Raw genomic sequence first — 24,054 nt, forward strand, 5'->3', positions numbered from 1 at the left:
CCTAGCCTGTGCGGCATGGGCAAAGTCTCCCCTTCCCCCCTGTTCGATGCGGACCTGCTGCGGCGCTACGACACGCCGGGCCCCCGCTACACGTCCTATCCGACCGCGCCGCAGTTCAGCGGGGACTTCGGTGCACAGCAACTGCGCGAACATGCGCGGGCCAGCAACCAGCAGGAACATGCGCGCCCGCTGTCGCTGTACGTGCACATCCCTTTCTGCACCAGCCCCTGCTTCTACTGTGGCTGCAACCGGGTGATCACACGCGATAAGGCGCGCGGCGAGATCTACCTGGACTATCTGTACCGCGAGATCGCGCGGATGGCGCCGCTGTTCGACAGCGGCCGTCCGGTGGTGCAGCTGCATTTCGGCGGCGGCACGCCGAATTTCCTTACCCCGGCCCAGATCGCGGACTGCGTGGCCGAGCTGCGCAGCCAGTTCAGCTTCGCCCCGCGCGAGGCGATGGATTTTTCCATCGAGCTGGACCCGCGCTTCGTCAGCCCCGACGACATCGGCGAACTCGCGAAGGTGGGCTTCAACCGGGCCAGCCTGGGCGTGCAGGATTTCGACCCGAAGGTGCAGAAGGCGGTCAACCGCGAGCAGAGCGTGGAGGACACGCTGGCCATCGTGGCCGCGTGCCGCGAGCACGGCATGCGGTCGGTCAACATCGATCTGATCTACGGCCTGCCCAGGCAGACCCGCGCGGGCTTCGAGCGCACGCTGGACATCGTGGTGCAGGCCCGCCCGGACCGCATCGCCGTGTACAGCTACGCGCACCTGCCGCAGCTGTTCAAGCCCCAGCAACGCATCGCGCTGGAAGACCTGCCCAGCGCGGAGGACAAGCTGGCGCTGCTGCAGTGCGCGATCGAGCGGCTGGGCGCGGCCGGCTACGTGTACATCGGCATGGACCATTTCGCGCTGCCGGACGACGAGCTGGCGCGCGCGCAGGCACGCGGCGACCTGCACCGCAACTTCATGGGCTACACCACCCACGCCGACAGCGACCTGATCGGCTTCGGCGTGAGCGCCATCAGCCACATCGGCGACAGCTTCAGCCAGAACCCGCGCGACATCGCCAGCTGGGAACGCGCCATCGACGACGGCCGCCTGCCGGTCTGGCGCGGGATGCCGCTGGACCGCGACGACGTGCTGCGCGCGGAGGTCATCCAGGAACTGATGTGCCACGGGCGGCTGGATTACGCCCGCGTGGGACGGCGCTACGGCATCGACTTCGCGGACTACTTCGCCGACGCCCTGCCCCGCCTGCAGGCGCTGGCCGACGACGGTCTGCTGACCTTCACGCGGGTGGGTTTCCAGGCCACGGCCAAGGGGCGCCTGCTGCTGCGCGTGATCGCGATGTGCTTCGACCGCTACCTGCCGGCCGCGCCCGCCGCCGACGCGCCCCGGTTCTCCCGCACGGTCTGATCCGGGCGCGGGCGACGCTCAGCGGCAGGCGTCGTGGACGCGGTCGTCCAGGCGACGGCTGGTGGCGAAGTCCCGTCGCAACCCCAGCCGCGCGTGCGCCCTGTCGCGGGCCTGCCGCGCGCGTTCGCAGGCGGCGGGGTCGCGATACAGCGAGATCACCGCGCCCTGCGCCGACGCGCTGCGGCGTGGCCTGCTTGCCGCGCGCCGGTTGCCGGTGGCGTGCGGGGTCGCCGCCGTCCGGGGCGCGATGGGGTGCGCGTCCGTCTGCGCCTGTGTCGCGGCCGGATATTCGCGCCTCCATTCGGTGTGCTGCGTGGCCGGGCATGGGCTGGCCTGGTAGTGCGCCTGGCCTGCGAGGTCGCGGCACTTGTAGACGGGATCGCTACCCCAGGTGGACGAGCCCAGTGCGATCAGCAGGCCGGCCAGCAGCAGGCGTCCTGCAGGTGTGCGGGAGCGGGACATGGCGGGTTCCTCTCGGACGGGCGCGCAGGATCGCGCGCGTCCCACCGCGAGTGGCATCGGCGCACTGCGCATTCCGGCATCGGATTTCTCCGCGCGTTCACCGCGCCATCACCCCCTGCCATGCGAGAACCCTGCCATTCCCTTGCAGGAGTGGCGCCATGGCCATCGCTTATCTTTACCTCAACGCGGCGATCTACCTGCTGCTGGCCGCGTGGTGCACCCTGGCGCCCGCGCGCACCGCCGCGGCCGTGGGCTACGCATCGCTCACGCGCTCCGGCCAGACCGAATACCTGACCCTCTACGGCGGCCTGCAGCTGGGCCTGGCCTTCCTGTTCGCGTGGTTCGCCTGGACCCAGCAGATGCGCACGGGCCTGGTGCTGGCGATGGCGCTCTACCTGCCCATCGTGCTGTACCGCAGCGTCGCCCTGCTCCGCTGGTGGCCGGTGGAGCCCATCACGCTCGCCCTGGCGGTGACCGAGTGGCTGATGCTGGCGGCGGCCCTTTGGTTGTGGTGGCAGGGCCGGCCCGCCTGATCCGGCGGGGCGCGCACGCTCAGAAGTTGATCGGAACGCGCGCGGTGAGCGTCAGGTCCGGCGTATCGCGGGTGACGCCCACGCCCAGAGCGACATTCAACGACATGCGGTCGCTGAAGCGGTACGTGCCGCCCAGCAGCAGCGTGCCCAGCGTGGTGCGCACCGCACCGGCGACTTCCCGCCCGTCCTGCTTGGTCTTGCCGACGATGCTCTGGTCGTAACCGATGCTGATGGCGGCCTTCTCGTTCAACGCCAGGCCCATGCCCAGGTTGAAGCCGATGATGTCGCCGGCCTTGATGTCGCCCAGGAACTCGGTCTGCCCGCCCAGCACCCGGCGCGAGACGTTGCTGCGCTTGAAGTTGTGCAGGTAGCTGAAGCTGCCGAAGAACACCACCGGGTCGGAGGGATAGAGCCAGGTCAGGCCGGGCTGCAGTGCATTGAAGCCGCTGCCTGTCGGCAGGTCCAGCGGCAGGCCGGTACCGGTGGTGTTGGCCACGCAGCGGGTCACGCAATCGGTGGTCACGTCGAACAGGTCCTGTCCTGTCCTGCTCTTGTAACGCAGCCAGGCGATGTAGAACGGCTTGTCCGGGCCGCCGCGGTTGAGCTGGTAGCGGCCGGTCACCTCCACGTCGCCCATGCCGCTGCCGCGCGCGTTGAACACGCGGTCCTGCGCCGAGCCGGTGAAGATCTCGCGGCTGACGGTGTCGCTGTGGATGTAGACGTACGGCAGCTTGGCTTCCACCTCCATGCGCCGGCTCACGCCATAGCGGCCGGTCAGCGTGGCCACGGCCGTGGTGGTCTTGACCTGGCGCACGTCGATCAGGCCGATCAGGATGGCCGGGATGATGGTGTAGCCCACCAGCGCGACGCGGTCGTTGGCCGAGTAGCCGTACTGCAGGGCCGGCTCCAGCACCAGCTTGTTCTTGGGCGTCAGTACGCCGGGCTGGTCGAAGATCTGCGCCACTTCCGGCGGACGCGTGTCGCTCTCGGGCGCTTGCCCCACGCGCTGCGGCGCCTGCGTGCCCTCCGCCTGCCGCTGCGCAGGCGCACCGGCCTGCGCGACCTGCGCGCCTTGGGGAGCGGATGCCACCGGTGCGACGGCGGCGGACGCCGGTTGCGGTGCGGGACCGACCACGATGTAGGTAGGCTCGGGCGTGGGCGCGGGCGTGTCGCGGAAGGTCGGCCCCTGGTTCAGCGACGGCACGATGACCGGTGCGGGCGCACCGCGTGCGCGCGCATTGGCCAGGATCTCCTCGTTCAACGCATTCTGCAGGCTGAAGATCTGCTGCTCCTGCGCCAGCATCGCCTCGCGCATCTGCTGCAGGCGCTGGGTCTGTTCGTTGAGTTGGCGCTGCAGCGCGTCCAGGCGCGCGTCGGCGGTGATCTCGTACGGCTGCAGGGGGATCGGCGGTACGGGGGGAGCGGGATCGACCGGCGCCTGCGCCCTGGCCTGTCCGGCCTGCACGCTCAGGCCCACGGCAAGCGCCAGCGGTGCCACTTCGATCAGAGACGTCCCTTTCATGGTGTTCCCCTTCGTGTACGTGGAGGACGGCGTGCGCGATCAGGGGCCGCCCGGCGTGCGGATCAGCGCATCCGTCAGTGCGCCATTGGCATTGAGGTTCTGGTAGGCGCCCAGCGTGTCCGTGCCCACCTCGATGCGGGTGAGCGTGCGGATGTCCTGGTCGTCCAGGGTGTTCTGGATGACCAGCCCGCCGGCGCCCTGGGCCGGATCGAAGCGGTTGCCCTCGCCGATCTGCACCACCATGCCGCGGTTGAAGTCGGCCAGGGCCTGTGCCTGTTCGGGCGTGATGCGCGCCACGTCGGGAATCCGCACGGCGATGCGCGCGGTCAGTTCGCCATTGAGGAAGACCACGCGCTCGATGCCGAAGGACAGCATCATGCCCGAGGGCATCTGGAAGCCGCCGCGCATCTGCGCCAGACGCGCCGGATCCACCGGCCGCCATTCGGCGCCCAGTTCGCCGCCCTGCCCGCGCGCGCCGGAAGGAACCAGCAGTACCGCCAGCAGCAGCGCCAGGCGCAGGCCCGGGTGTGCTCTTGCGTCCATGTCAGATATCTCCAGGGCCGCGCCGGGGCACGGTGACGTTGCGCAGGCCATCGCGCTGGATTCCCATGTCGAGCGGCGCCGGGGGAGCGGTCTGCCAGTCGCGGGCCTGGTTGAAGCGGGCGCGTTGGCGCTGGTTGTGCACCACGAACATCACCCGGTTGTCCCACAGCGCCTCGAAGCGCGAGCGCGGCATCGCACGCGTGCCGCGCGCCGGATCGCCCAGCAGCACGCGGCCTTCGCGCAGCCCCTTCACCACGACGAAGTGGCGGTAGCCGCGGTCGTTGAGCAGCACGATGGCCGGGACGTTCTCCTGCTGCAGCTTGTCCAGCGGCAGCTCGAAGCCGTCGGCCTCGTAGCCTTTCGATCGCAGGTAGCGGCGCATGTCCAGCAGCGAGAAGCCTTCCTTGCGGATGCGCGCCTGGTCGCCGTTGTTGTACATCTGCACGAACACGTCCACTTCGCTGACCGGATGTCCGTACTGGTGGGTCAGCAGCGTGGCCGTGGCCGCCGAGCCGCAGCTGAAGTCGTACTGCTGCGGCAGCGTGGTCTTGAAACGTGCTTCCTTCAGGCTGGTCAGGCGCACGTTGTAGGCGCCGCCGGGGACGCGCACGTCGCTGGTGGCGGCCGACGCGCCGCCCAGTCCGGCGAACGCGCAGGCCAATGCCGCGTAGGCAGGCCATCGCCAGGAGCGGACGCGGCGTTTCATTGCGGGCCGCCGGCGAAGTCGACGGTCACGATCATCGCGTTCTGGATCAGCACGTTGCTGCCGGAATTCTGGATGACCGTGTTGATGCCGCTGGCGTTGGTGAACGCGCCATCGGCGATGCTGTTGCTGCCGCTGGTGATGTGGTGCGCCGTGTTGTCGTCCACCGAACCATCGACATCGATGAGGTTCTCGGTCTGGCTGCTGTCGCCGCCCCGCAGGCTGGACAGCCGGTCCACCGCGATGGCGTGGCCCAGTTCGCTGACCGCCACCACGGGAACCTCCGGAACCGGGGTTTCGAAGAAGGGAACGGGCGTCCCTCCGGCGCCGGCAGGGGGGCCGTCTGCGGCCGAAGCGCCGAACGCCAGGACAAGCAGTCCCCAGGTTGCCATGCGCAACCCGGCCTGTTGGTGCGTATGCATGGTCAGTCTCCCTTGCCATGCGTCCACCGCGCGGCCTCGAGGCGCCCCGCCGCGAAGCGGGGCGCCTGGCGTCCGCACGGAGCGTCCCGGCCCTGCTGGCCGGGACGCCTGCGGATCGCTTATGGGCCTACGGTCAGGTTGGCTTGGACGGTGATGCCCTGCTGGATCAGCGAGGCCATGCCGCTGTTCTGCGCGGCCACCATGATGCCGGCCGCCGACTGCCCGACGCTCGTCATGTTGTTGGACATGTCGAACGCGCCCGCATCCACCGCGACGGAACCGCCGGCACCGCCGGCACCGCCGGTCGCGCCGTTGCCCACGCCACCGTTGCCGTCACCGCCGTTGCCGTCGCCGCCGTTGCCGACGCCGCCCGCACCACCGGTCGCACCCACCGCGCCGCTGGCGCCGTTGCCGGCCGTGGCGTCGCCATTGCTGGCGCTGGACGAGGCGCCGCCGTTGGTGGCATCGCCGTTGCTGGCATCGCCGCCATCGCCGCCGTTGCCTGCGGTCGCCGTCACGCTGCCGCCGGCCCCGCCCCAGCCACTGCCCGCACCACCGGTCGCGGTGGCATCGCCACCCGTGCCGGAGCCTGCGCCGCCGGTGCCGGAGCCGTCGCCGCCGGTACCCGTGCCGTCGCCGGAGGTACCCGCACCCGCGGTCGCCGTGCTGGCGCCACCGGTGGCGGTGGCATCGCCCGAGGTCCCGGCGCCGCCGGTTGCCGTGCCGTCGCCGCTGGTGCCGTCGCCATTGCCGCGCTCGCGCACGTTGCCGCTGCCCGCACCGGCGTCGCCGCCGGAGGCACCGGCGATGGAACCGGTGTGGCCGCTCATGCTGCCGGCATCGCCGCCGGAGGCACCACTGGCGCCGCCGCCGTCGCCGCCCCAGCCGCCGGCATCGCCGCCGCGGCCACGACCGTCGCCGGCCGTCGCGTTGCCGTCGGCGCCCCATCCCTGGCCGTCGCCGCCATTGGCGCCGCCGGTGTCGTTGGCGTTGCCGCCGCGTCCGCCGTTGCCGGCCGTCGCATCGCCGATGGTGGCGCTGCCGTTGGACGAGTCGCCCGCGGTCGCGCTGCCGTTGTTGGCATCACCGCCACTGCCGCCGCTGCCACCGTTGCCGCCATCACCGCCGTCGCCGCCATAGCCGGTGCCGCCGGCCGCGCTTCCGCCGTATCCCTTGCCGCCGTAGCCGGCGCCGCCCTTGCCACCGCTGCCGCCATTGGCGTCGCCCCAGTTCTGCGCGACGTTGCCTATGTCGTGCACGGTGACGCCCGACACCGAGCCCATGAGCTTGGTTTCGGCGACCGCCTTGCTGTGGTTGAAGGAGTTGGAGAAGGTGGACGTGGCCGTGCTGCCGTTGTTGGCGGCGGTCGAGCCGAACCCTTCCGCATTGGCGCGTCCCCGGTTGTCGCGGTTGTCGCCGTCGTGGGAGCTGTTGTCGCTGTGATCGGAATTGTCGGAGTTGTCCGAGTTGTCGCTGTTGTCGCTGTTGTCCGTGTTGGTGCTGTTGTTGCTCATGTCCACAGCGAGATTGACCAGGATGTCGTCACCCAGTCCGCTCTCGTTGTTGGTCTGTTGCGCGAGTGCCTGTCCCGTCGTACCGAGTGCCAGCAGTACCGCCGATGCGATCAGTGTCTTGCGAATGCACATGTTGATTCTCCTTGTGGTCGATCCGGAGCCCAGGGGAAGCCCCTAAAGAGCGACGCGGGTCACGTTTGCACGGGAATCGTTAGGCCTGCCCGCCTCTGGCGTTAAATTTCCGTTCGGGCACGCGCCGCTCGTCCGCAGGCGGACCGGGGCTGTCATCAGCGCGTTGGAGGTGGCCGGACGCGTCCGGCGTGGACGTTTGGCCGCTACCAGGTGGAGCCGCGCAGCAGGCCGGCCAGGCGTGCGCCCAGCCAGACCAGCGCCAGGCCGCCCACCAGGGTGACGGCCAGGTACGCCGGTACCAGGCCCTGCCGGTCGCTGCGCGCGAACAGCAGGCATTCCACCATCAGGGCGGAGTACGTGGTCAGTGCGCCCAGCACGCCCACCATCAGGAACGCGCGCCAGTACAGCGCCGATGGGCCGCGCGATTCCAGCCAGATCGCCAGGAAGCCGGCCGCGAACGAACCGATCATGTTCACGGCGAACGTGCCCCAGGGAAACCCGCTGCCGAGGTGCCGCATCAGCACCCCGCCCAGCCAGAAGCGCGCGGCCGCGCCCAGCGCGCCACCGGCCATCACCAGCCCCAGCTGTTGCCACCACATCCAGGCCTGTACCGGCATGCGTCGCGCTCCTGTCCGCTCAGTCTTCGCGCCCGGGCGTGCGGCGCGCCCGCTGGCGGGCTTCACGCAGGCGGTCGAGTTTTTCCTTCAGCTTGATCTCCAGCCCGCGTTCGACCGGCCGGTAGTACACGCGCTCGCCCATCGCGTCCGGGAACGCGGTCTGGTCCAGCGCGATGCCGCCCTCGGCATCGTGGTCGTACTGGTAGCCGGTGCCGTAGCCCAGCGACTTCATCAGCTTGGTTGGCGCGTTGCGCAGGTGCATGGGCACTTCCTGCGTGCCGTGCTCGCGCACGTCGGCCTTGGCTGCATTGAAGGCCATGTAGCCGGCATTGGACTTGGCGGTGCTGGCCAGGTAGATCACCAGCTGCGCCAGGGCCAGGTCGCCTTCCGGACTGCCGAGGCGCTCGTAGGTATCCCAGGCATCGATGGCCATCTGCAGGGCGCGCGGGTCGGCCAGGCCGATGTCCTCCACGGCCATGCGCGTCATCCGTCGCGCCAGGTAGGAAGGGTCGCAGCCGCCATCCAGCATGCGCGCAAGCCAGTACACCGCGCCATCGGGATTGGAGCTGCGCACCGACTTGTGGAGCGCGGAGATCTGGTCGTAGAACTGCTCGCCGCCCTTGTCGAAGCGGCGCGTGCGGTCGGCCAGCACCTGCACCAGCGTCTGCGGCGTGATGCGCCCGCCTTCGTCGGCCGCCAGTTCGGCGGCGATCTCCAGCAGGGTGAGCGCGCGCCGCACGTCGCCGTCCGCCGCGGTGGCGATCTCCAGCAGCGCGGCTTCCTCGACCTGCAGGCCCAATGCGCCCAGCCCGTGCTCGGCATCGTCCAGCGCGGCCTGCAATGCATGGCGGATGTCGTCGGGCGAGACGGCTTCCATCACGTGCACGCGGCAGCGCGACAGCAGGGCGGAATTCAGTTCGAACGAGGGGTTCTCGGTGGTCGCGCCGACGAAGATGATGGTGCCGCGTTCGATGTGCGGCAGGAACGCGTCCTGCTGCGCCTTGTTGAAGCGGTGCACCTCGTCCACGAACAACACCGTGCGCCGCCCGCTGGCGAAGCGCTGTGCGGCTTCGGCCAGCACCTGCCGCACCTCCGGCAGCCCGGACAGCACGGCGGAGATCGCCTTGAACTCGGCGTCGGCATAGCGCGCCAGCAGCAGCGACAGCGTGGTCTTGCCGCAGCCGGGCGGGCCCCACAGGATCATGGAGTGGACGCGGCCGCTCTCGACGGCGCGGCGCAGCGCACTGCCCGGCGCCAGCAGCCGGCGCTGGCCCACCATGTCGTCCAGCGTGCACGGGCGCATCCGTTCGGCGAGCGGGCGCAGCGTCTGGTTGTCGACGCTCAACAGGTCGGTGGACGGTTCCAGGGGCGTTTTCGATCGGGCCACGCCCCATTGTAGCGGGGTCGGCCCGGTCCGGCGGGCGCTAGAATCGCCGCACTTACGCTGCCCTCCCCGCGCCATGAGCCATCACGAAACGCTGCACGCCTTCCAGCATCCCCACGACTTCCTCGGGCACGACCATGAGAGGAACGCGCGGCGTACCTGGACCGTGGTCGGCCTGACGTCGGCGATGATGGTCCTGGAGATCGTTGCGGGCTGGTGGACCGGTTCGATGGCGCTGCTCGCCGATGGCTGGCACATGGCCACCCACGCCGGTGCGCTGTCCATCGCCGGGCTGGCCTACTGGTTCGCGCATCGGCATCGCGGCAACCGCCGCTTCAGCTTCGGCACCGGCAAGGTCGGGGACCTGGCGGGGTTCTCCAGCGCGCTGATCCTGATGATGGTGGCGCTGGGCATCGGGGTGGAGTCGGTGCTGCGCCTGGCATCGCCGGTCCGGATCGCATTCGACGAAGCGATCGCCGTGGCGGTGGTCGGTCTGGCGGTGAACCTGATCAGTGCCTGGCTGCTGGGCCATGACCATGCGCATCACGGACATGGGCATCACGACCACGGGCACGGGCACGGGCACGATGGTCACGGCCACCATCACGACGGGCACGTGCACGCCGACCACAACCTGCGCTCGGCCTACCTGCACGTGCTTGCGGATGCGCTGACCTCCGTGCTTGCGGTCGTGGCGCTCCTGCTTGGCCGCAGCCTGGGTTGGGTCTGGATGGATCCGCTGATGGGCCTGGTGGGCGCCGTGGTGATCGCTCGCTGGTCGATCGGTCTGATGCGCGACACGGGCGCCGTGCTACTGGATGCTTCGGCGCCGCAAAGTCTGGAACACGCGATCCGCGAACGGCTGGAACACGACGGCGACGCCATCGCCGACCTGCACCTGTGGCGCGTGGGCCCGGGCCATCACGCCGCCATCATCTCGCTGGTCACCCACCAGCCCAGGCCGCTGGCGGACTATCGCCAGCGGCTCCGGGACCTGGGTTCGCTCAATCACGTCAGCATCGAGGTGCAGACGTGCACGCACTGAGGTGAACCGGGGGTGGCTTACGGGCCGCCGACCACGTCCACGCCCTTCGCCGGCGCGTACTTGAACGTGCCCGCCGCAAAGGCAGGGTTCCGCTTCCAGCCGGAGAAGCGGATCTCGGTGCGCTGACCCACCGCATCCTTCACTTCCATGCTGACCAGCGTGCCGTTGGCGAACGCCAGCCGGGCGGTCTGGAAACTGGCCTCGCCTTCGTTCTTCGGCGTGAGGGTCAGCCACTGCATGCCGCCCTGCCCGGCCGCCTCGGTCACCTTGAACTGCTGGTCGAGCCTGCCCGGATCGATCAGCGCCGCCAACGGGCTGTTCTCTTCTTCGATGCCCTGCTCGCGCACGGTCGCCTGTTGCAGGTCGGGGTCGTACACCCACACCTGCTTGCCGTCGGCGACGATCAGCTGCTCGTACGGCTTGTTGTACTCCCAGCGGAACAGGCGTGGCGCGGACAGCGCCACGCGGCCGTTCGACGTTTCCTTGAGCTTGCCGCCGCCGTCGTAGACCTTCTGGGTGAACTGGCCGTCCAGGCCTTTCAGGCCGGTCGTGAAGGTCTTCAGTTCATCGCGCGCGCCGGCGAGCGCGGTGGTCGCGAACAGGGCGGTGGCGAGGAGCGTGTAGCGTGCGGTGCGGAGCATGGTGCGTTCCGGGTTGGGGGACGTGGTGCGGAGTGTGGCCGACCGAAACTGAACAGGGCCATCTTTCTGGGTGGGCGCGTCTTATGGGCGGGGTGCTTCTGCGCGGGGGCCGAGGGAAAAGCATCGCGCCCATGGGGCGCTCCTACAGGTGTGGACCCGGCCCATTGCACCCTTCCTGCAGGCGATGGTCCCGGGATCAGCGCGGCGGGGGCGGTGCCAGCACCTGGCGGTCGCCGTTGTGTTCCGGCGGACTGACCACGCCCGCGGCTTCCATGGCTTCGATCAGGCGTGCCGCCCGGTTGTAGCCGATCTTCAGGCGGCGCTGGACGCCGGAGATGGAGGCGCGGCGGCTCTCGGTGACGATCTTCACCGCCTCGTCGTAGAGCGGATCGGACTCGTCGCCGCCACCGCCGCCGGATTCCGGCAGGCCGGTCGGGCCGACGACGATGCCGTCGCCCATGGTCTGCACTTCCTCCAGCACACCTTCGATGTAGTCGGCGCTGCCGCTGGCCTTGAGGTGCTCCACCACGCGGTGCACTTCCTCGTCGCTGACGAAGGCGCCGTGGATGCGCTCCGGCATCGCGGTGCCCGGCGGCAGGTACAGCATGTCGCCGTGGCCGAGCAGCGTTTCCGCGCCGGACTGGTCCAGGATGGTGCGCGAGTCGATCTTGGAGCTGACCTGGAAGGCGATGCGGGTGGGGATATTGGCCTTGATCAGGCCGGTGATGACGTCGACGGACGGACGCTGCGTGGCCAGGATCAGGTGGATGCCGGCGGCGCGCGCCTTCTGCGCCAGGCGGGCGATCAGTTCTTCGACCTTCTTGCCGACGATCATCATCATGTCGGCGAATTCGTCGATGAAGATGACGATGAACGGCATCGGCTCCAGCGGACGCGGCGCCTCGGCTAGGTCGGGATTGGGCTTGAACAGCGGGTCCATCAAGGGCTGGCCCGCGTCCATCGCATCCTTGACCTTCTTGTTGAAGCCGGCCAGGTTGCGCACGCCCACCGCGCTCATCAGCTTGTAGCGGCGTTCCATCTCGGCCACGCACCAGCGCAGGCCGTTGGCGGCCTCCTTCATGTCGGTGACCACCGGCGCCAGCAGGTGCGGGATGCCCTGGTAGACGCTGAGTTCCAGCATCTTCGGGTCGATCATCAGCATGCGCAGGTCTTTCGGCGAAGCCTTGTACAGCAGGCTCAGCACCATCGCGTTGACCGCCACCGACTTGCCCGAGCCGGTGGTGCCGGCGACCAGCAGGTGCGGCATGCGCGCCAGGTCGGCCACGGTGGGCCGGCCGGCGATGTCCTTGCCCAGCGCCAGCGTCAGCACGCTGCCGGACTTGTCGTATTCCTTGGAACGCAGCAGTTCGGAGAGGAAGATCATCTCGCGGCTGGTATTGGGAATCTCCAGGCCGATGACGGACTTGCCGGGGATCACGTCCACCACGCGCACCGACTTCACCGACAGCCCGCGGGCGATGTCCTTGTCCAGCGAGCTGATCTGGCTGACCTTCACGCCCGGCGCGGGTTCCATTTCGAAGCGGGTGATCACCGGGCCCGGATAGGCGCCCACCACCTGTGCGTCGATGCGGAAGTCCTTGAGCTTGAACTCGATCTGGCGCGACAACGTTTCCAGGGTCTCCTCGGAGTAGCCCTTGGTCTGCGGCTTGGGGTCGTCCAGCAGCGACAGCGGCGGTAGGCCGGATTCGTCGCCCCCGGTGCCGTGGAACAGCGGGATCTGCTGCTCGCGCTTGGCGCGTTCGCTCTTCTCGACGACCGCCGGGGCGGGCGGCTCGATCTTGACCGGTTCGCGTTTGGCCCGGGCGATGGCATCGGTCTTGCGGACGGTCTCGCGCTCCTCGCGCAGGGCGCGGGTCTGCTGCCACTCGTTGGCCTGCTGGCTGCCGCGGCGGAACAGGTCGGGCAGCATCAGCACGTACTTGCCGATGCGCTCCATCACGGCGAACCACGACAGCCCGGTCGCCAGCGTCACCGAGGTCAGGAACAGCACCAGCAGGAACAGGTTGCCGCCCAGGCCGCCGAACAGTTTCAACAGCGACTTGCCGACCAGCGTGCCGAGGATGCCGCCGGCACCGGCCGAAAAATGTTCGGCCGGCACGCCGCGCAGGTGCAGCAGGCCGGTCGCGGAGATCAGGAACCCCACCATGCCGATCAGGCGCAGCGCCGGCCCGAGGTCGGCTTCGCCATCGCCGTCGGTGTCCATGCCGAACAGCGCGATCCAGGCCACCGCGCCCAGGATCAGCGGCAGCAGGAAGGCGACATAGCCGAACAGCCACAACAGCATGTCGGCAAGGTAAGCGCCGGCCAGGCCGCCCATGTTGTGGACCGGCGCCGTCAGGCTGCCCGACTGCGACCAGCTGGGGTCCTGGGGCGAAAACGTGAAGAGGCTGGCCAGCAGATACAGCAGCAGCGGCGCGATGGCGATCAGCGCCAGGTCGCGCCACAGGCGCTGCCTGCGCGGGTTGGGCGGTGAGGCCTGCCTGCGCGCGGCGGCGTTGCCGCCCTTGGATTTGCCGTTGTCCGGAAGCTGCTTCGCCACCTTTGGACCAGACCTTAGGAAATTTCTGTTAGTGATTGATAGTAAACGAATCGTCCGCGCCGCAACAGCTGTCCCTTCGCTTCCTGGAACAGCCCGCATAGCAAAAACGCCGCGCGGTCGCGCAGCGTCTTCGATCGGTCCCGGCGTGGCCCCGGCTGCATCGCCGCATTCCAGCAGCGTGCCTTGATTCGCCGGATACGCCCCGCCACTCTATGTGCCTGCGGATGATGCGCCCACGCGTCGTTGCCTGCCCGATCACCCCTTTCGCGAGTATACATGAGCACTTCCAAGCACTGCCGCCTGTTGATCCTGGGCTCCGGCCCCGCCGGTTGGACCGCCGCCGTCTACGCGGCCCGGGCCAACCTCAAGCCCGTCGTGGTCACCGGCCTGCAGCAGGGCGGCCAGTTGATGACCACCACCGAAGTGGACAACTGGCCGGGCGACGCGCATGGCCTGATGGGCCCGGACCTGATGGCGCGGATGCAGGCGCATGCCGAACGCTTCGAGACCGAAGTGATCTTCGACCATATCCATACCGCCGACCTGTCCAAGCGTCCGTTCAAGCTGATCGGCGACAGCGGCGAATACACCGCCGATGCGCTGATCATCGCCACCGGCGCCACGGCCAAGTACCTGGGCCTGCCTTCCGAAGAAGCCTTCAAGGGCCGTGGCGTGTCCGCCTGCGCGACCTGCGACGGCTTCTTCTACCGCGACCAGGACGTGGCGGTGATCGGCGGCGGCAACACGGCCGTCGAAGAGGCGCTGTACCTGTCCAACATCGCCCGCAAGGTCTACCTGGTGCATCGCCGCGACACGCTGCGGGCCGAGAAGATCATGCAGGACAAGCTGTTCGCCAAGATCCAGGCCGGCAAGATCGAACCGGTGTGGCACCACACCGTCGATGAGGTGCTGGGCAACGACGCCGGCGTCACCGGTATCCGGGTGAAGTCGGTGCAGGACGGCAGCACGCGCGACATCGACGTGCACGGCTTCTTCGTGGCCATCGGCCACACGCCGAACACCGGCCTGTTCGAGGGCCAGCTCGACATGAGCAACGGCTACCTGAAGATCCGGTCCGGCATCGAGGGCAACGCCACCGCCACCACCATCCCGGGCGTGTTCGCGGCCGGCGACGTCACCGACCAGCACTACCGGCAGGCCATCACCTCGGCCGGTTTCGGCTGCATGGCGGCGCTGGATGCGGAGCGCTTCCTGGACAAGGACGGCTGAGCCGGGCCACGACGCCTTCCACGGATGGACACGCTGCTGATCAAACAGTGCCTGTTCCACGGGAGCTGGCTGGTCGTGCCGTTCATGGCCTGGCTGGGGTGGCGGCTGCGCGAGCGCCGTGGCCGCTGGCTGATCGCCCTGCTGTTGGCCGGTTGCCTGCTTTTCGGGTGGGCGCGCTTCGTCGAGCCCCAACGCATCCGGGTGCAGGAAACGGTGCTGACGGGCACCGGCGCACAGGCACGGCTGGTGCTGGTCAGCGACATCCATCTGGGCGTCTACAAGGGCAGCGCCTACCTGCAACGACTGGTGGACCGCATCAACACGTTGCAGGCCGACGGCGTGGTGATCGCCGGCGACTTCACCTACGGAGCCGACGGGCAGTCGCTGCAACGCCTGTTCGCGCCGCTCGCGGCGCTGCGCCTGCCCACGTACGCGGTGCTGGGCAACCATGACCAGCAGGCGCCCGGCCCCGACATCGATGCGGAGCTGCGTGGCGCGCTGGCCACGCACGGCGTGCAGGTCGTCGAAGGGCGCACGGTGGCCCTGGGCGGCTTCAGCGTTGCCGGGTTGGGCGACCGCTGGGCGGGCAAGGACGATCCGGGCTTCCTTGCGGCTCGTCAGGCCCCTGGCCCCATCCTCGTGCTGGCGCACAATCCGGACAGTGCCATCGCGCTGGACCCTGCCCGCGTGGCCCTGGTCCTGGCAGGCCACACGCACGGCGGACAGATCCGCATTCCCTGGCTGTACCGGCGCGTGATTCCCAGCCAGTACGGCTTCGATCGGGGCGAGCAGTTCCTGCGCACACCGCGCGGCCGCGTCCGCGTGTACACCACGGTCGGCACGGGGGAGATCGGTCTGCCGATGCGTCTGTTCAATCCACCGACCATCGACGTGCTGGACCTGCGCCCTTAGCATCGCCCACGATGTACCGCACCCGCTTCCTTCCGTCCCTGGCCGAGGTGTCCGCGCGCGACTGGGACGCCCTGCACGATGGGCGCAATCCCTTCGTGGCCCACGCCTTCCTGCGCGGCCTCGAGTCGCAGGGATGCCTGCGCCGGGACTGGGGCTGGACGCCGCATCACCCGACGCTGTGGCAGGGAAACGCGCTGGTTGCCGCCGCCCCGGGCTACCTGAAGGACAATTCGCACGGCGAATTCGTCTTCGACCATGCCTGGGCGCACGCCTTCGCCCGGCATGGGCTGGACTACTATCCCAAATGGCTCTGTGCCGTGCCCTACTCGCCGGTCACCGGGCCGCGCCTGCTGGCGCAGGACGCCGCGCACCGCAAGGCACTGCTGGCGGCGGTGCGCGATGAGGTGCTGCGCCTGGGATTGTCGTCCGCGCACGTCAACTTCCATGCGGAAGACGAGGACGATGCGTTCGCTTCGGACTGGCTGCCGCGGATCGACGTGCAGTACCACTGGCGGAATCCGGGGCACTGGCGCGACTTCGACGGCTTCCTGGCCGATTTCGACCACAAGCACCGCAAGAACATCCGCCAGGAGCGCGCGAAGGTCCAGCGGGCCGGCGTCGTCGTCCGCACGGTGCACGGCGACGAAGCGACCGCGGCCGACCTGGAGGCCATGTTCGGCTTCTACCTGCGCACGTTCCAGGACTACGGCAATTCGCCTGCGCTGACGCTGGCGTTCCTGCACCATCTGGCGCAGACGATGCCGCGGCAGTTGGTGATGTTCCTGGCCGACCACCAGGGCCGCACCGTCGCGGGGGCGCTGTGCCTGCGCGGGCGGGACACGTTGTACGGCCGCTACTGGGGGGCCGAGGCATCCCTGCCGGGACTGCATTTCGAGACCTGCTATTACCAGGGCATCGACTATTGTCTTCGCGAGGGTCTGGCCCGGTTCGAGCCCGGGGCACAGGGCGAGCACAAGATCGCACGCGGCTTCCTGCCGGCCTGGGTACGCTCGCGGCACTGGATCGCCGACCCGGCGTTCGCCGGCGCACTGGCGCACTGGTGCGACGAGGAAGGCCAGGCGGTACGCCGGTATGCGCGTACGCTGCAGTCGCACTCGCCGTTCAAACAGCAGGACCGTGCCTGAGCGCGCGTCCCGAGCCCAGGATCACCCGATGCGCCAGCGACCGTTCGTCCTGTCCTCCGAGCCCCACGCGCCCTTCCCGCCGGCGGACAGCGCCATGCAGGAGCCCGACGGCCTGCTCGCGATCGGCGGCGATCTGTCCCTGCCGCGCCTGTTGAATGCCTATCGCCACGGGATCTTCCCGTGGTTTTCGCCCGGCCAGCCGCCGCTGTGGTGGTCGCCCGATCCGCGCATGGTGTTCGCCACCGACAAGGTATGGCTGTCTTCCCGCTTCCGGCGCACCCTCCGGCACAGCCCATGGGAGATCCGGGCGGACACCGCGTTCGAGCAGGTGATCACCGCCTGCGCCAGGGCGCCGCGGCCCCGCCAGCACGGCACCTGGATCACCTCGGGCATGCGCCAGGCCTACATCGACCTGCATCGTCACGGGCACGCCCATTCGGTCGAAGTGTTCGAGGGCGGGGACCTGGTGGGGGGCATCTACGGCGTGGCGGTCGGGCGCATGTTCTTCGGCGAGAGCATGTTCAGCGGCCGGTCGGGCGGCTCCAAGGTCGCGCTGGCCGCGCTGGCTGCCCGGCTGCACGCCTGGGGCTGGCCCCTGATCGATGCCCAGGTGGAAAACGATCATCTGCTCTCCCTGGGGGCCGTCCGGATGCCGCGAAGCCGCTTCCTGGCAGAGGTGGCACGCCTGGTGGACCTGCCGGCGCCGGCAGGCCCGTGGACCCTGCGGTTCGGACGCATGCCGGCGGCCGAACTGGCGCAACCATCGGTGCCATAACGGAATTTTTGCACCTGGGCCGCGCGGGGCGTACAATACCGGGCTTCATGGCACCCGCCATCCCTCGCGGCACAGCACAGGCTTACATGTCGAAAGACGACTCCATTGAATTCGAAGGCACCGTCGCCGAGACGCTGCCCAACACCATGTTCCGGGTCAAGCTGGAGAACGGGCACGAGATCATCGCCCACATTTCCGGCCGCATGCGCAAGAACTACATCCGCATCCTGACCGGCGACAAGGTGAAGGTCGAAATGACCCCCTACGACCTCACCAAGGGTCGTATCACCTATCGCATGAAATAGGCTTCTTCAAGCGACCGATCGGAAGGCGGCCATGGGCCGCTTTCTTTGTTTGGGCGCTCGGCCATCAATGACCTTCGTCATTGGGCCGGTGGTCATGGCGACTTTGGGCAGGCTCATGTCGCAAGCGTGATCCCTAGGATGGACACCGGCCGATACGGGCTGCCTCCATCCAAGACTGCCATGAAACCTCGCCATCTCTCCATGACCGCCCTGCTGGCTCTGGGCCTCTCTCCCTTCTTCGCCGTGGCCGGCGAACCCGTCGCCGATTGTGTCGAACTGGGAAGCGGCCAAGAGATCATCCGTGCCGGCGGCGGCAGCCAGATCTTCCTCCGCGACGGACAATCGCATTACCGCCTCGGTTTCGCCCGCAGCTGCGATTCGGTGGCGATGACCCCGACCATCCAGATCAGCGCCGACGGCCAGGCCGACCGGCTGTGCCCCGCCGGCACCAAGGTGCGCACGAAAACCTCGACCTGCGACGTCAGCGTCGTCGAAACGATTTCCGCCGAAGAGTTCGCCAAGCGCAAGCAACGCGCGCGGCGTTGAAGCGGGGATCGGTCCGCTGGAACCGATACTGAAAAGGCGGCCCGCGGGCCGCCTTTTCTTCTTGCCTGCAATCGATCCCGGCAGTGACCTACACCGTCGCCGGCAACAGGCGCTCCGGTTCGGCCTGCGCATCGACCACCAGTTCGCCGTCGCGCACGTCGATGCTGACCCGCCCGCCCCCGACCAGCTTGCCGAACAGCAGTTCGTCGGCGAGCGGCCGCTTCACCTTGTCCTGGATCAGGCGCGTCATCGGGCGCGCGCCCATCAGCGGATCGAAGCCGTGCTGGGCCAGCCAGTCGCGCGCCGCCGGCGTGGCCGACAGGCTGACATGCTTCTCCTGCAGCAGCATCTCCAGCTCGATGATGAACTTGTCCACCACGCGCAGGATGTGGTCGAAGCCCAGGCCCTGGAACTGCACGATGGCGTCCAGGCGGTTGCGGAACTCGGGGGTGAAGCTGCGGCGGATCACTTCCATCGCGTCGGTGGAATGGTCCTGCTGCATGAAACCGATCGTCCGCCGCGAGGCCTGCGCTGCGCCCGCGTTGGTGGTCATCACCAGGATGACGTTCTTGAAGTTCGCCTCGCGGCCGTTGGTATCCGTCAGCACCCCGCGGTCCATGACCTGCAGCAGGATGTTGAAGATGTCCGGGTGCGCCTTCTCCACCTCGTCCAGCAGCAGCACGCAGTGCGGCGTCTTGACGATCTTCTCGGTCAGCAGGCCGCCCTGGTCGAAGCCCACGTAACCCGGGGGCGCGCCGATCAGGCGGCTGACCGAATGCGGCTCCATGTACTCGGACATGTCGAAGCGGACCAGTTCGATGCCCAGCTGCAGCGCCAGCTGCTTGGTCACCTCGGTCTTGCCCACGCCGGTGGGACCGGCGAACAGGAAATTGCCGATCGGCTTGTCCGGGTTGCCCAGCCCGCTGCGCGCCAGCTTGATGGCCGAGGCGAGCGTCTCGATGGCCGGGTCCTGGCCGAAGATCACCATCTTCAGGTTGCGCTCCAGATGCTGCAGCACGTCCTTGTCGGAGGAGGACACCTGCTTGGCGGGGATGCGCGCCATCTTGGCGACGATGGTCTCGATCTCCTCGACGTCGATCAGCTCCTTGCGCGTCTCCTGCGGCAGCAGGCGCTGGCGGGCACCGGCCTCGTCGATGACGTCGATGGCCTTGTCCGGCAGCAGGCGGTCGCCGATGTGCTTGACCGACAGGTCGACGGCGGCCTGCAGCGCATCGTCGGCGTAGGTCACGCCATGGTGCGCCTCGTACTTGGGCTTCAGGCCCTGCAGTATCTGGTAGGTCTCGCCCACCGTGGGCTCGACGATGTCGATCTTCTGGAAGCGCCGGGCCAGCGCGCGGTCCTTCTCGAAGATGCCGCGATATTCCTGGAACGTGGTCGAGCCGATGCAGCGCAGTTCGCCCGAGGCGAGCGCGGGCTTGATCAGGTTGGAGGCATCCATCGTGCCTCCGCTGGCCGAACCGGCGCCGATGATGGTGTGGATTTCGTCGACGAACAGGATGGCGCCCGGGATCTTCTTGATCGAGGCCAGTACGCTCTTCAGGCGTTTTTCGAAGTCGCCGCGGTACTTGGTGCCCGCCACCAGCGCGCCCAGGTCCAGCGAATAGATGACGGCATCCAGCAGCACCTCGGGCACCTCGCCCTCGACGATGCGCTTGGCCAGGCCCTCGGCCAGCGCGGTCTTGCCCACGCCGGCTTCGCCCACGTACAGGGGGTTGTTCTTGCGGCGCCGGCACAGCACCTGGATGGTCCGCTCGATCTCGTCGCCGCGGCCGACCAGCGGGTCGATCCTGCCCTGGCGGGCCAGCTCGTTGAGGTTGCTGGCGAATTCGGTCAGGGCGTCGCCCTTGCCCTCGCCTTCGCCGCCCTCGGCCTTGCCCTCGCCTTCAGGATGGCCCGAGGCTTCGTTTTCTTCGCCCTGTTTGGCGATGCCGTGGGACAGGTAGTTGACGATGTCCAGCCGGGTCACGTCCTGCTGGTTGAGGAAGTACACGGCGTGCGAATCCTTCTCGCCGAAGATCGCCACCAGCACGTTGGCGCCGGTGACCTCCTTCTTGCCCGAAGACTGCACATGGTAGACGGCACGCTGCAGCACGCGCTGGAAGCCCAGCGTCGGCTGGGTATCGCGGCCATCGTCCTCGGCCAGGCGCGAGACCGAGGCCTCGATGGCCTGCTCCAGGTCCGCGCGCAGGCGGTTGGCGTCGGCACCGGTCGCCTTCAGGACGGCCTGTGCCGAGGGGTTCTCCAACAGTGCGAGCAGCAGGTGCTCGACGGTCATGAATTCGTGCCGAGCTTCACGGGCGCGCTTGTAGCACTGGCCGATGGTCTGCTCGAGGTCTTTGCTGAACATGGTTGCCTCCGGGGCCTATGCCGACAATATGCGGCCGGGCGGGCGGTTTTCCATCAGCCTACCGGATTTCAGTGTTCAGGGATCGTTACCTTGCGTCCTGCGGTGGCGCCCCCACACCGTTCAAGCCGGTCCGGCCTGCCCCGTGCCGGCATCCCTCAGGACTTCTCCATCGTGCACAGCAAGGGATGCTGGTTCATACGGGAAAACTCGTTGACCTGGGCCACCTTGGACTCGGCCACTTCGCGGGTGTACACCCCGCACACCCCGCGACCGCGCGTATGCACGTGCAGCATCACCTGGGTGGCCTTCTCCAGGTCCATGGCGAAGAACTGCTGCAGCACGGTCACCACGAAATCCATCGGAGTGTAATCGTCGTTGAGCAGGAGCACCTGGTAGAGGGGCGGCGGCGCGACCTCGGGCCGGCTGGTCTCCACCATCAGGCCGTGGTCGCGTTCGTTTTCGTTCTTGCGGGGCATGTGCCGATTATAGGCGCTGGCCGCCATCGCCCGCATGGACGCCATGCGTGACCCCGGCCACAATGCGTCATTCAACCCACCCCGAGCCGACCATGACCCCGACGCTGTCCCGCCTGCCCGTTACCGCCCTGCTGTGCACCGCCGCCGCCATCGCGGCGCCCGCCGCCGCCGCCGATGCGTCGGTCGAGGCCCGGCTGAAGGCACGCGGCATCCAGTACGAGATCGATGCCGACGGCGACTACAAGGCCACCTATTCGTACGACAAGGAAAACCGTACCCAGCTGGTGTTCGTGTCGGGCGGCACCGAGCAGATCAGCGGCCTGAGCATCCGCGAAGTGTTCTCGCCCGCCGGCCGCATTGCGGCCGACGGCATCGACGGCAAGCAGGCGCTGGCGCTGCTGGCGGACAGCCGTACGAAGAAGCTGGGCAGCTGGGAGATCGCCGGCGACGTGCTGTACTTCGTCATCAAGCTGCCCGACAGCGTGGATGCGGCGGCGCTGGAAGCGGCGATGGACATCGCGGCCGAGACGGCCGACAACCAGGAGATCGAACTCTCCGGCGACCAGGACGACCTGTAAGTGAGCTATCGCGAGGGCCGGTTCTGGCAGCCTGACGTCACCGTGGCCACCGTGGTGGTCCGCGACGGCCGGCTGCTGATGGTGGAAGAGCACGCTCAGGGCCGGCTGGTGTTCAACCAGCCGGCCGGCCACCTGGAACCGGATGAGAGCCTGCTGGACGCCGCCCGTCGCGAAACCCTCGAGGAGACCGGCTGGGAGGTGGCGCCCACCGCCTTCATCGGTGCCTACCAGTGGAAGGCCGAGACCGGGCGCCATTACCTGCGCTTCGCCTTCTCCGCCGATCCCGTGCGGCACCTGCCGGAACGTCCGCTGGACGACGGCATCGTCCGGGCCGTGTGGCTGACGCCGGCGGAGCTGCAGGCGCAGGCCGACCGCCATCGCAGCCCGCTGGTATGGCGGGTCGTACAGGACTACCTGGCCGGCCGCCGCTCGCCGCTGTCCACGCTGCAGCACATCGCATGAGCGCTCCGCGGGTCATCGTGGGGGTGTCCGGTGGCGTGGATTCGTCCGTCGCCGCGCTGCGCCTGGTGCAGCAGGGCGAGGCCGTGGCCGGGCTCTTCATGCAGAACTGGGCCGACGACGGCACCGGCGAGTGCCGTGCCGAGGACGACCGCCGCGACGCCGTGGCGGTCTGCGGCCGGCTGGGCATCCCGTTCCATTTCCGCGACTTCTCGGCCGAGTACTGGCAGGGCGTGTTCGAACATTTCCTGGCCGAATACGCCGCCGGCCGCACCCCGAACCCGGACGTGCTGTGCAACCGGGAAGTGAAGTTCAAGCATTTCCTGGATGCCGCCCGCGAGCTGGGGGCCGAGAAGATCGCCACCGGCCACTACGCGCGCGTGGACGAAACGGGCGGTCGCTGGCGGTTGCTGCGCGGCGTGGACCGCGGCAAGGACCAGAGCTATTTCCTCCACCAGTTGGGCCAGGCCCAGCTGTCGGCCACGCTGTTCCCCATTGGCGAACTGCAGAAGCCGGACCTGCGCCGGATCGCGCGCGAGGCGGGGTTGCCCACGCACGACAAGAAGGATTCCACCGGCATCTGCTTCATCGGCGAGCGCGATTTCCGCGAATTCCTCGGGCGCTACCTGCCCGCGCGTCGCGGCGAGATGCGCGACCCGCACGGCCAGGTGGTCGGCGAGCACCCGGGCGTGTTCTATTTCACCCTGGGCCAGCGCGAAGGCCTGCAGATCGGTGGGGTGCGTGGCCGTGCGCAGGCGCCGTGGTATGTCGTGGGCAAGGACGTGGCCCACAATGTGCTGTACGTGGACCAGGACACGCACAGCCCCTACCTGATGTCCACGCGGCTGTGGACGGAAGCGGCGCACTGGGTCTCGGGCAGTCCGCCCGCCGGCCGCTTCACCTGCACCGCGCAGACGCGCTATCGCCAGCCGGACGAGCCCTGCCAGGTACAGGTACGGGAGGATGGGAGCGTCATGGTCGAGTTCACCACGCCGCAGCGTGCCGTCACGCCGGGGCAGTCGCTGGTGCTGTATGACGGCGACCAATGCCTGGGCGGCGCGGTCATCGCGCGTACCGATGCCCCTCTGGAAACCAGATTCGCGGAGCAAGCAGCTTGAGCAACCGATATTCCGACCGTGTGCTGGCCCTGGCCGGGCTGGCGCAGGCACTCCACCAGGTGCGACGCATCGCCGAGACCGGTCAATCCGAATCCTCGGCCGTGCAGGCGTCGCTGGAGAGCGTGTTCCGCATCGAAGCCGCCACGCCGCTGGCGGTGTACGGCCGCCTGGGCGACATCGCCCCCGGGCTGCGGGTCCTGCGCGGCTACCTGGCAAAAGAAGCGCGGGATGACGGCCTGCCCCGCCTGGCGATGGCGGTGTTGCAGCTGGAGCGGCGATTCGTGCGCGAAGAAGACACCGTGCACGCCGTCACCCGCGGCCTGGCCGAGATCGCGCCGCGCGCCGAGCAGCACGGCAGCACGCATCCGGACGTGCTGTCGGCGCTCGGCGGCCTGTATGCCGACACCATCAGCCACCTGCGTCCGCGCGTGATGGTCCAGGGCAACCCGCACTACCTCGGCCAGCCGGGGGTGGTGGCGGAGATCCGTGCGATCCTGCTGGCCGCCGTGCGCTCGGCCGTGCTCTGGCGCCAACTGGGCGGCAGCATGTGGGACTTCGTCTTCAGTCGCCGGCAGATGCTGGAAGCGGTGGACGACTGGCTGTCCTGACGCAGCCGCCACCGCCCCAAAGAAAAAGGCCCGG

Annotated in this window: 25 protein-coding genes; 13 read left to right on the forward strand and 12 right to left on the reverse strand. The window is 68.7% G+C overall.

The genetic code is table 11. From position 1 onward, the window contains the following. Window positions 1–15: 15 nt before the first annotated feature. Entirely contained in the window at window positions 16–1,422 is a 1,407-nt protein-coding gene (gene hemN, locus MUU77_RS09530; protein ID WP_245085928.1) for an oxygen-independent coproporphyrinogen III oxidase, read from the forward strand. Window positions 1,423–1,440: 18 nt separating this feature from the next. On the opposite strand, the gene MUU77_RS09535 is transcribed toward hemN, so the two are convergent. Further along, complete coding sequence (locus tag MUU77_RS09535) at window positions 1,441–1,884, reverse strand: hypothetical protein (protein ID WP_245085930.1); 444 nt, start codon at window positions 1,882–1,884, stop codon at window positions 1,441–1,443. A 158-nt stretch (window positions 1,885–2,042) separates the two neighbouring features. Between MUU77_RS09535 and MUU77_RS09540 the strand changes: the two genes are divergently transcribed. Continuing rightward, on the forward strand, window positions 2,043–2,417 hold the full coding sequence (locus MUU77_RS09540) for a DUF4345 domain-containing protein (protein WP_245085932.1): 375 nt from the start codon (window positions 2,043–2,045) through the stop codon (window positions 2,415–2,417). A gap of 19 nt (window positions 2,418–2,436) precedes the next feature. On the opposite strand, the gene MUU77_RS09545 is transcribed toward MUU77_RS09540, so the two are convergent. The 7 genes from MUU77_RS09545 to MUU77_RS09580 form a co-directional block, all read right to left on the reverse strand. Next, window positions 2,437–3,939, reverse strand: coding sequence for a transporter (locus MUU77_RS09545; RefSeq protein WP_245085934.1), 1,503 nt, complete (start codon window positions 3,937–3,939; stop codon window positions 2,437–2,439). A 39-nt stretch (window positions 3,940–3,978) separates the two neighbouring features. Next, a complete protein-coding gene (locus tag MUU77_RS09550) occupies window positions 3,979–4,482 on the reverse strand; it encodes a hypothetical protein (protein ID WP_245085936.1) in 504 nt (167 codons plus the stop codon). Window position 4,483: 1 nt separating this feature from the next. After that, window positions 4,484–5,188: a C39 family peptidase gene (locus MUU77_RS09555; RefSeq protein ID WP_245085938.1), complete on the reverse strand. Its 705-nt coding sequence runs from the start codon at window positions 5,186–5,188 to the stop codon at window positions 4,484–4,486. Continuing rightward, complete coding sequence (locus MUU77_RS09560) at window positions 5,185–5,607, reverse strand: hypothetical protein (protein ID WP_245085940.1); 423 nt, start codon at window positions 5,605–5,607, stop codon at window positions 5,185–5,187. The genes MUU77_RS09555 and MUU77_RS09560 overlap by 4 nt, the downstream gene beginning before the upstream one ends. 119 nt (window positions 5,608–5,726) lie before the next feature. Continuing rightward, a complete protein-coding gene (locus MUU77_RS18500; protein ID WP_256452048.1) occupies window positions 5,727–7,253 on the reverse strand; it encodes a hypothetical protein in 1,527 nt (508 codons plus the stop codon). Window positions 7,254–7,456: 203 nt separating this feature from the next. Continuing rightward, a complete protein-coding gene (gene crcB, locus MUU77_RS09575) occupies window positions 7,457–7,870 on the reverse strand; it encodes a fluoride efflux transporter CrcB (RefSeq protein WP_245085946.1) in 414 nt (137 codons plus the stop codon). A gap of 19 nt (window positions 7,871–7,889) precedes the next feature. After that, the gene (locus tag MUU77_RS09580; protein ID WP_245085947.1) at window positions 7,890–9,257 is read right to left on the reverse strand and encodes a replication-associated recombination protein A; all 1,368 of its coding nucleotides are present in this window, start codon (window positions 9,255–9,257) and stop codon (window positions 7,890–7,892) included. 73 nt (window positions 9,258–9,330) lie between these two features. Here MUU77_RS09580 and dmeF point away from each other — a divergent pair, with 73 nt between their 5' ends. Next, a complete protein-coding gene (gene dmeF / locus MUU77_RS09585) occupies window positions 9,331–10,299 on the forward strand; it encodes a CDF family Co(II)/Ni(II) efflux transporter DmeF (protein ID WP_245085949.1) in 969 nt (322 codons plus the stop codon). Between the two features lie 17 nt (window positions 10,300–10,316). On the opposite strand, the gene lolA is transcribed toward dmeF, so the two are convergent. Then, window positions 10,317–10,940, reverse strand: a complete 624-nt coding sequence (gene lolA / locus MUU77_RS09590; RefSeq protein WP_245085951.1) for an outer membrane lipoprotein chaperone LolA — start codon at window positions 10,938–10,940, stop codon at window positions 10,317–10,319. A 196-nt stretch (window positions 10,941–11,136) separates the two neighbouring features. Then, window positions 11,137–13,500 carry a DNA translocase FtsK gene (locus MUU77_RS09595; RefSeq protein WP_245085953.1) on the reverse strand — a complete coding sequence of 788 codons (2,364 nt, stop codon included), beginning with the start codon at window positions 13,498–13,500 and terminating at the stop codon, window positions 11,137–11,139. A gap of 276 nt (window positions 13,501–13,776) precedes the next feature. Between MUU77_RS09595 and trxB the strand changes: the two genes are divergently transcribed. The 6 genes from trxB to MUU77_RS09625 all read left to right on the forward strand — a co-directional run bounded on the left by trxB (window position 13,777) and on the right by MUU77_RS09625 (window position 18,413). Continuing rightward, window positions 13,777–14,730 (forward strand): thioredoxin-disulfide reductase, encoded by a 954-nt coding sequence (gene trxB, locus MUU77_RS09600; protein WP_162109334.1) that lies wholly within the window; start codon window positions 13,777–13,779, stop codon window positions 14,728–14,730. Between the two features lie 24 nt (window positions 14,731–14,754). Continuing rightward, window positions 14,755–15,642: a metallophosphoesterase gene (locus MUU77_RS09605; protein ID WP_245085955.1), complete on the forward strand. Its 888-nt coding sequence runs from the start codon at window positions 14,755–14,757 to the stop codon at window positions 15,640–15,642. An 11-nt stretch (window positions 15,643–15,653) separates the two neighbouring features. Further along, complete coding sequence (locus MUU77_RS09610; protein ID WP_245085957.1) at window positions 15,654–16,787, forward strand: GNAT family N-acetyltransferase; 1,134 nt, start codon at window positions 15,654–15,656, stop codon at window positions 16,785–16,787. A 28-nt stretch (window positions 16,788–16,815) separates the two neighbouring features. Beyond that, the gene (gene aat / locus MUU77_RS09615; RefSeq protein ID WP_245085959.1) at window positions 16,816–17,562 is read left to right on the forward strand and encodes a leucyl/phenylalanyl-tRNA--protein transferase; all 747 of its coding nucleotides are present in this window, start codon (window positions 16,816–16,818) and stop codon (window positions 17,560–17,562) included. Between the two features lie 86 nt (window positions 17,563–17,648). Next, on the forward strand, window positions 17,649–17,867 hold the full coding sequence (infA, locus tag MUU77_RS09620; RefSeq protein WP_055943174.1) for a translation initiation factor IF-1: 219 nt from the start codon (window positions 17,649–17,651) through the stop codon (window positions 17,865–17,867). 201 nt (window positions 17,868–18,068) lie between these two features. After that, window positions 18,069–18,413, forward strand: a complete 345-nt coding sequence (locus tag MUU77_RS09625) for a hypothetical protein (protein ID WP_245085961.1) — start codon at window positions 18,069–18,071, stop codon at window positions 18,411–18,413. Between the two features lie 88 nt (window positions 18,414–18,501). Here MUU77_RS09625 and clpA read toward each other — a convergent pair whose 3' ends face one another. Together clpA and clpS are read right to left on the reverse strand one after the other, a co-directional pair. Continuing rightward, window positions 18,502–20,781 carry an ATP-dependent Clp protease ATP-binding subunit ClpA gene (gene clpA, locus MUU77_RS09630; RefSeq protein ID WP_245085963.1) on the reverse strand — a complete coding sequence of 760 codons (2,280 nt, stop codon included), beginning with the start codon at window positions 20,779–20,781 and terminating at the stop codon, window positions 18,502–18,504. A 155-nt stretch (window positions 20,782–20,936) separates the two neighbouring features. After that, window positions 20,937–21,257, reverse strand: a complete 321-nt coding sequence (clpS, locus tag MUU77_RS09635; RefSeq protein WP_185896076.1) for an ATP-dependent Clp protease adapter ClpS — start codon at window positions 21,255–21,257, stop codon at window positions 20,937–20,939. A gap of 92 nt (window positions 21,258–21,349) precedes the next feature. Here clpS and MUU77_RS09640 point away from each other — a divergent pair, with 92 nt between their 5' ends. The 4 genes from MUU77_RS09640 to hflD are packed head-to-tail and all read left to right on the forward strand — an operon-like array spanning window position 21,350 to window position 24,020. Beyond that, window positions 21,350–21,835 (forward strand): hypothetical protein, encoded by a 486-nt coding sequence (locus MUU77_RS09640; protein WP_245085965.1) that lies wholly within the window; start codon window positions 21,350–21,352, stop codon window positions 21,833–21,835. Beyond that, complete coding sequence (locus MUU77_RS09645; RefSeq protein WP_245085967.1) at window positions 21,836–22,297, forward strand: NUDIX hydrolase; 462 nt, start codon at window positions 21,836–21,838, stop codon at window positions 22,295–22,297. Continuing rightward, complete coding sequence (mnmA, locus tag MUU77_RS09650) at window positions 22,294–23,412, forward strand: tRNA 2-thiouridine(34) synthase MnmA (RefSeq protein WP_245085969.1); 1,119 nt, start codon at window positions 22,294–22,296, stop codon at window positions 23,410–23,412. Before MUU77_RS09645 ends, mnmA begins: the two co-directional genes overlap by 4 nt. Further along, a complete protein-coding gene (gene hflD, locus MUU77_RS09655) occupies window positions 23,409–24,020 on the forward strand; it encodes a high frequency lysogenization protein HflD (RefSeq protein ID WP_245085971.1) in 612 nt (203 codons plus the stop codon). The genes mnmA and hflD overlap by 4 nt, the downstream gene beginning before the upstream one ends. The last annotated feature ends 34 nt before the right edge of the window (window positions 24,021–24,054 follow it).

This window comes from Pseudoxanthomonas sp. F37, assembly GCF_022965755.1.
GTDB lineage: Bacteria > Pseudomonadota > Gammaproteobacteria > Xanthomonadales > Xanthomonadaceae > Pseudoxanthomonas_A.

What these genes read in the sequence shown, in the direction of transcription:
- MUU77_RS09625 (WP_245085961.1), top strand. Translation starts at nt 18,069, where the DNA reads ATGACCGCCCTGCTGGCTCTGGGCCTCTCTCCCTTCTTCGCCGTGGCC.
- MUU77_RS09535 (WP_245085930.1), bottom strand. Translation starts at nt 1,884, where the DNA reads ATGTCCCGCTCCCGCACACCTGCAGGACGCCTGCTGCTGGCCGGCCTG.
- aat (WP_245085959.1), top strand. Translation starts at nt 16,816, where the DNA reads ATGCGCCAGCGACCGTTCGTCCTGTCCTCCGAGCCCCACGCGCCCTTC.
- MUU77_RS09640 (WP_245085965.1), top strand. Translation starts at nt 21,350, where the DNA reads ATGACCCCGACGCTGTCCCGCCTGCCCGTTACCGCCCTGCTGTGCACC.
- MUU77_RS09610 (WP_245085957.1), top strand. Translation starts at nt 15,654, where the DNA reads ATGTACCGCACCCGCTTCCTTCCGTCCCTGGCCGAGGTGTCCGCGCGC.
- MUU77_RS09560 (WP_245085940.1), bottom strand. Translation starts at nt 5,607, where the DNA reads ATGCATACGCACCAACAGGCCGGGTTGCGCATGGCAACCTGGGGACTG.
- MUU77_RS09605 (WP_245085955.1), top strand. Translation starts at nt 14,755, where the DNA reads ATGGACACGCTGCTGATCAAACAGTGCCTGTTCCACGGGAGCTGGCTG.
- hemN (WP_245085928.1), top strand. Translation starts at nt 16, where the DNA reads ATGGGCAAAGTCTCCCCTTCCCCCCTGTTCGATGCGGACCTGCTGCGG.
- clpS (WP_185896076.1), bottom strand. Translation starts at nt 21,257, where the DNA reads ATGCCCCGCAAGAACGAAAACGAACGCGACCACGGCCTGATGGTGGAG.
- MUU77_RS09550 (WP_245085936.1), bottom strand. Translation starts at nt 4,482, where the DNA reads ATGGACGCAAGAGCACACCCGGGCCTGCGCCTGGCGCTGCTGCTGGCG.
- infA (WP_055943174.1), top strand. Translation starts at nt 17,649, where the DNA reads ATGTCGAAAGACGACTCCATTGAATTCGAAGGCACCGTCGCCGAGACG.
- MUU77_RS18500 (WP_256452048.1), bottom strand. Translation starts at nt 7,253, where the DNA reads ATGTGCATTCGCAAGACACTGATCGCATCGGCGGTACTGCTGGCACTC.
- MUU77_RS09555 (WP_245085938.1), bottom strand. Translation starts at nt 5,188, where the DNA reads ATGAAACGCCGCGTCCGCTCCTGGCGATGGCCTGCCTACGCGGCATTG.
- lolA (WP_245085951.1), bottom strand. Translation starts at nt 10,940, where the DNA reads ATGCTCCGCACCGCACGCTACACGCTCCTCGCCACCGCCCTGTTCGCG.
- MUU77_RS09545 (WP_245085934.1), bottom strand. Translation starts at nt 3,939, where the DNA reads ATGAAAGGGACGTCTCTGATCGAAGTGGCACCGCTGGCGCTTGCCGTG.
- crcB (WP_245085946.1), bottom strand. Translation starts at nt 7,870, where the DNA reads ATGCCGGTACAGGCCTGGATGTGGTGGCAACAGCTGGGGCTGGTGATG.
- MUU77_RS09540 (WP_245085932.1), top strand. Translation starts at nt 2,043, where the DNA reads ATGGCCATCGCTTATCTTTACCTCAACGCGGCGATCTACCTGCTGCTG.
- clpA (WP_245085963.1), bottom strand. Translation starts at nt 20,781, where the DNA reads ATGTTCAGCAAAGACCTCGAGCAGACCATCGGCCAGTGCTACAAGCGC.
- dmeF (WP_245085949.1), top strand. Translation starts at nt 9,331, where the DNA reads ATGAGCCATCACGAAACGCTGCACGCCTTCCAGCATCCCCACGACTTC.
- mnmA (WP_245085969.1), top strand. Translation starts at nt 22,294, where the DNA reads ATGAGCGCTCCGCGGGTCATCGTGGGGGTGTCCGGTGGCGTGGATTCG.
- trxB (WP_162109334.1), top strand. Translation starts at nt 13,777, where the DNA reads ATGAGCACTTCCAAGCACTGCCGCCTGTTGATCCTGGGCTCCGGCCCC.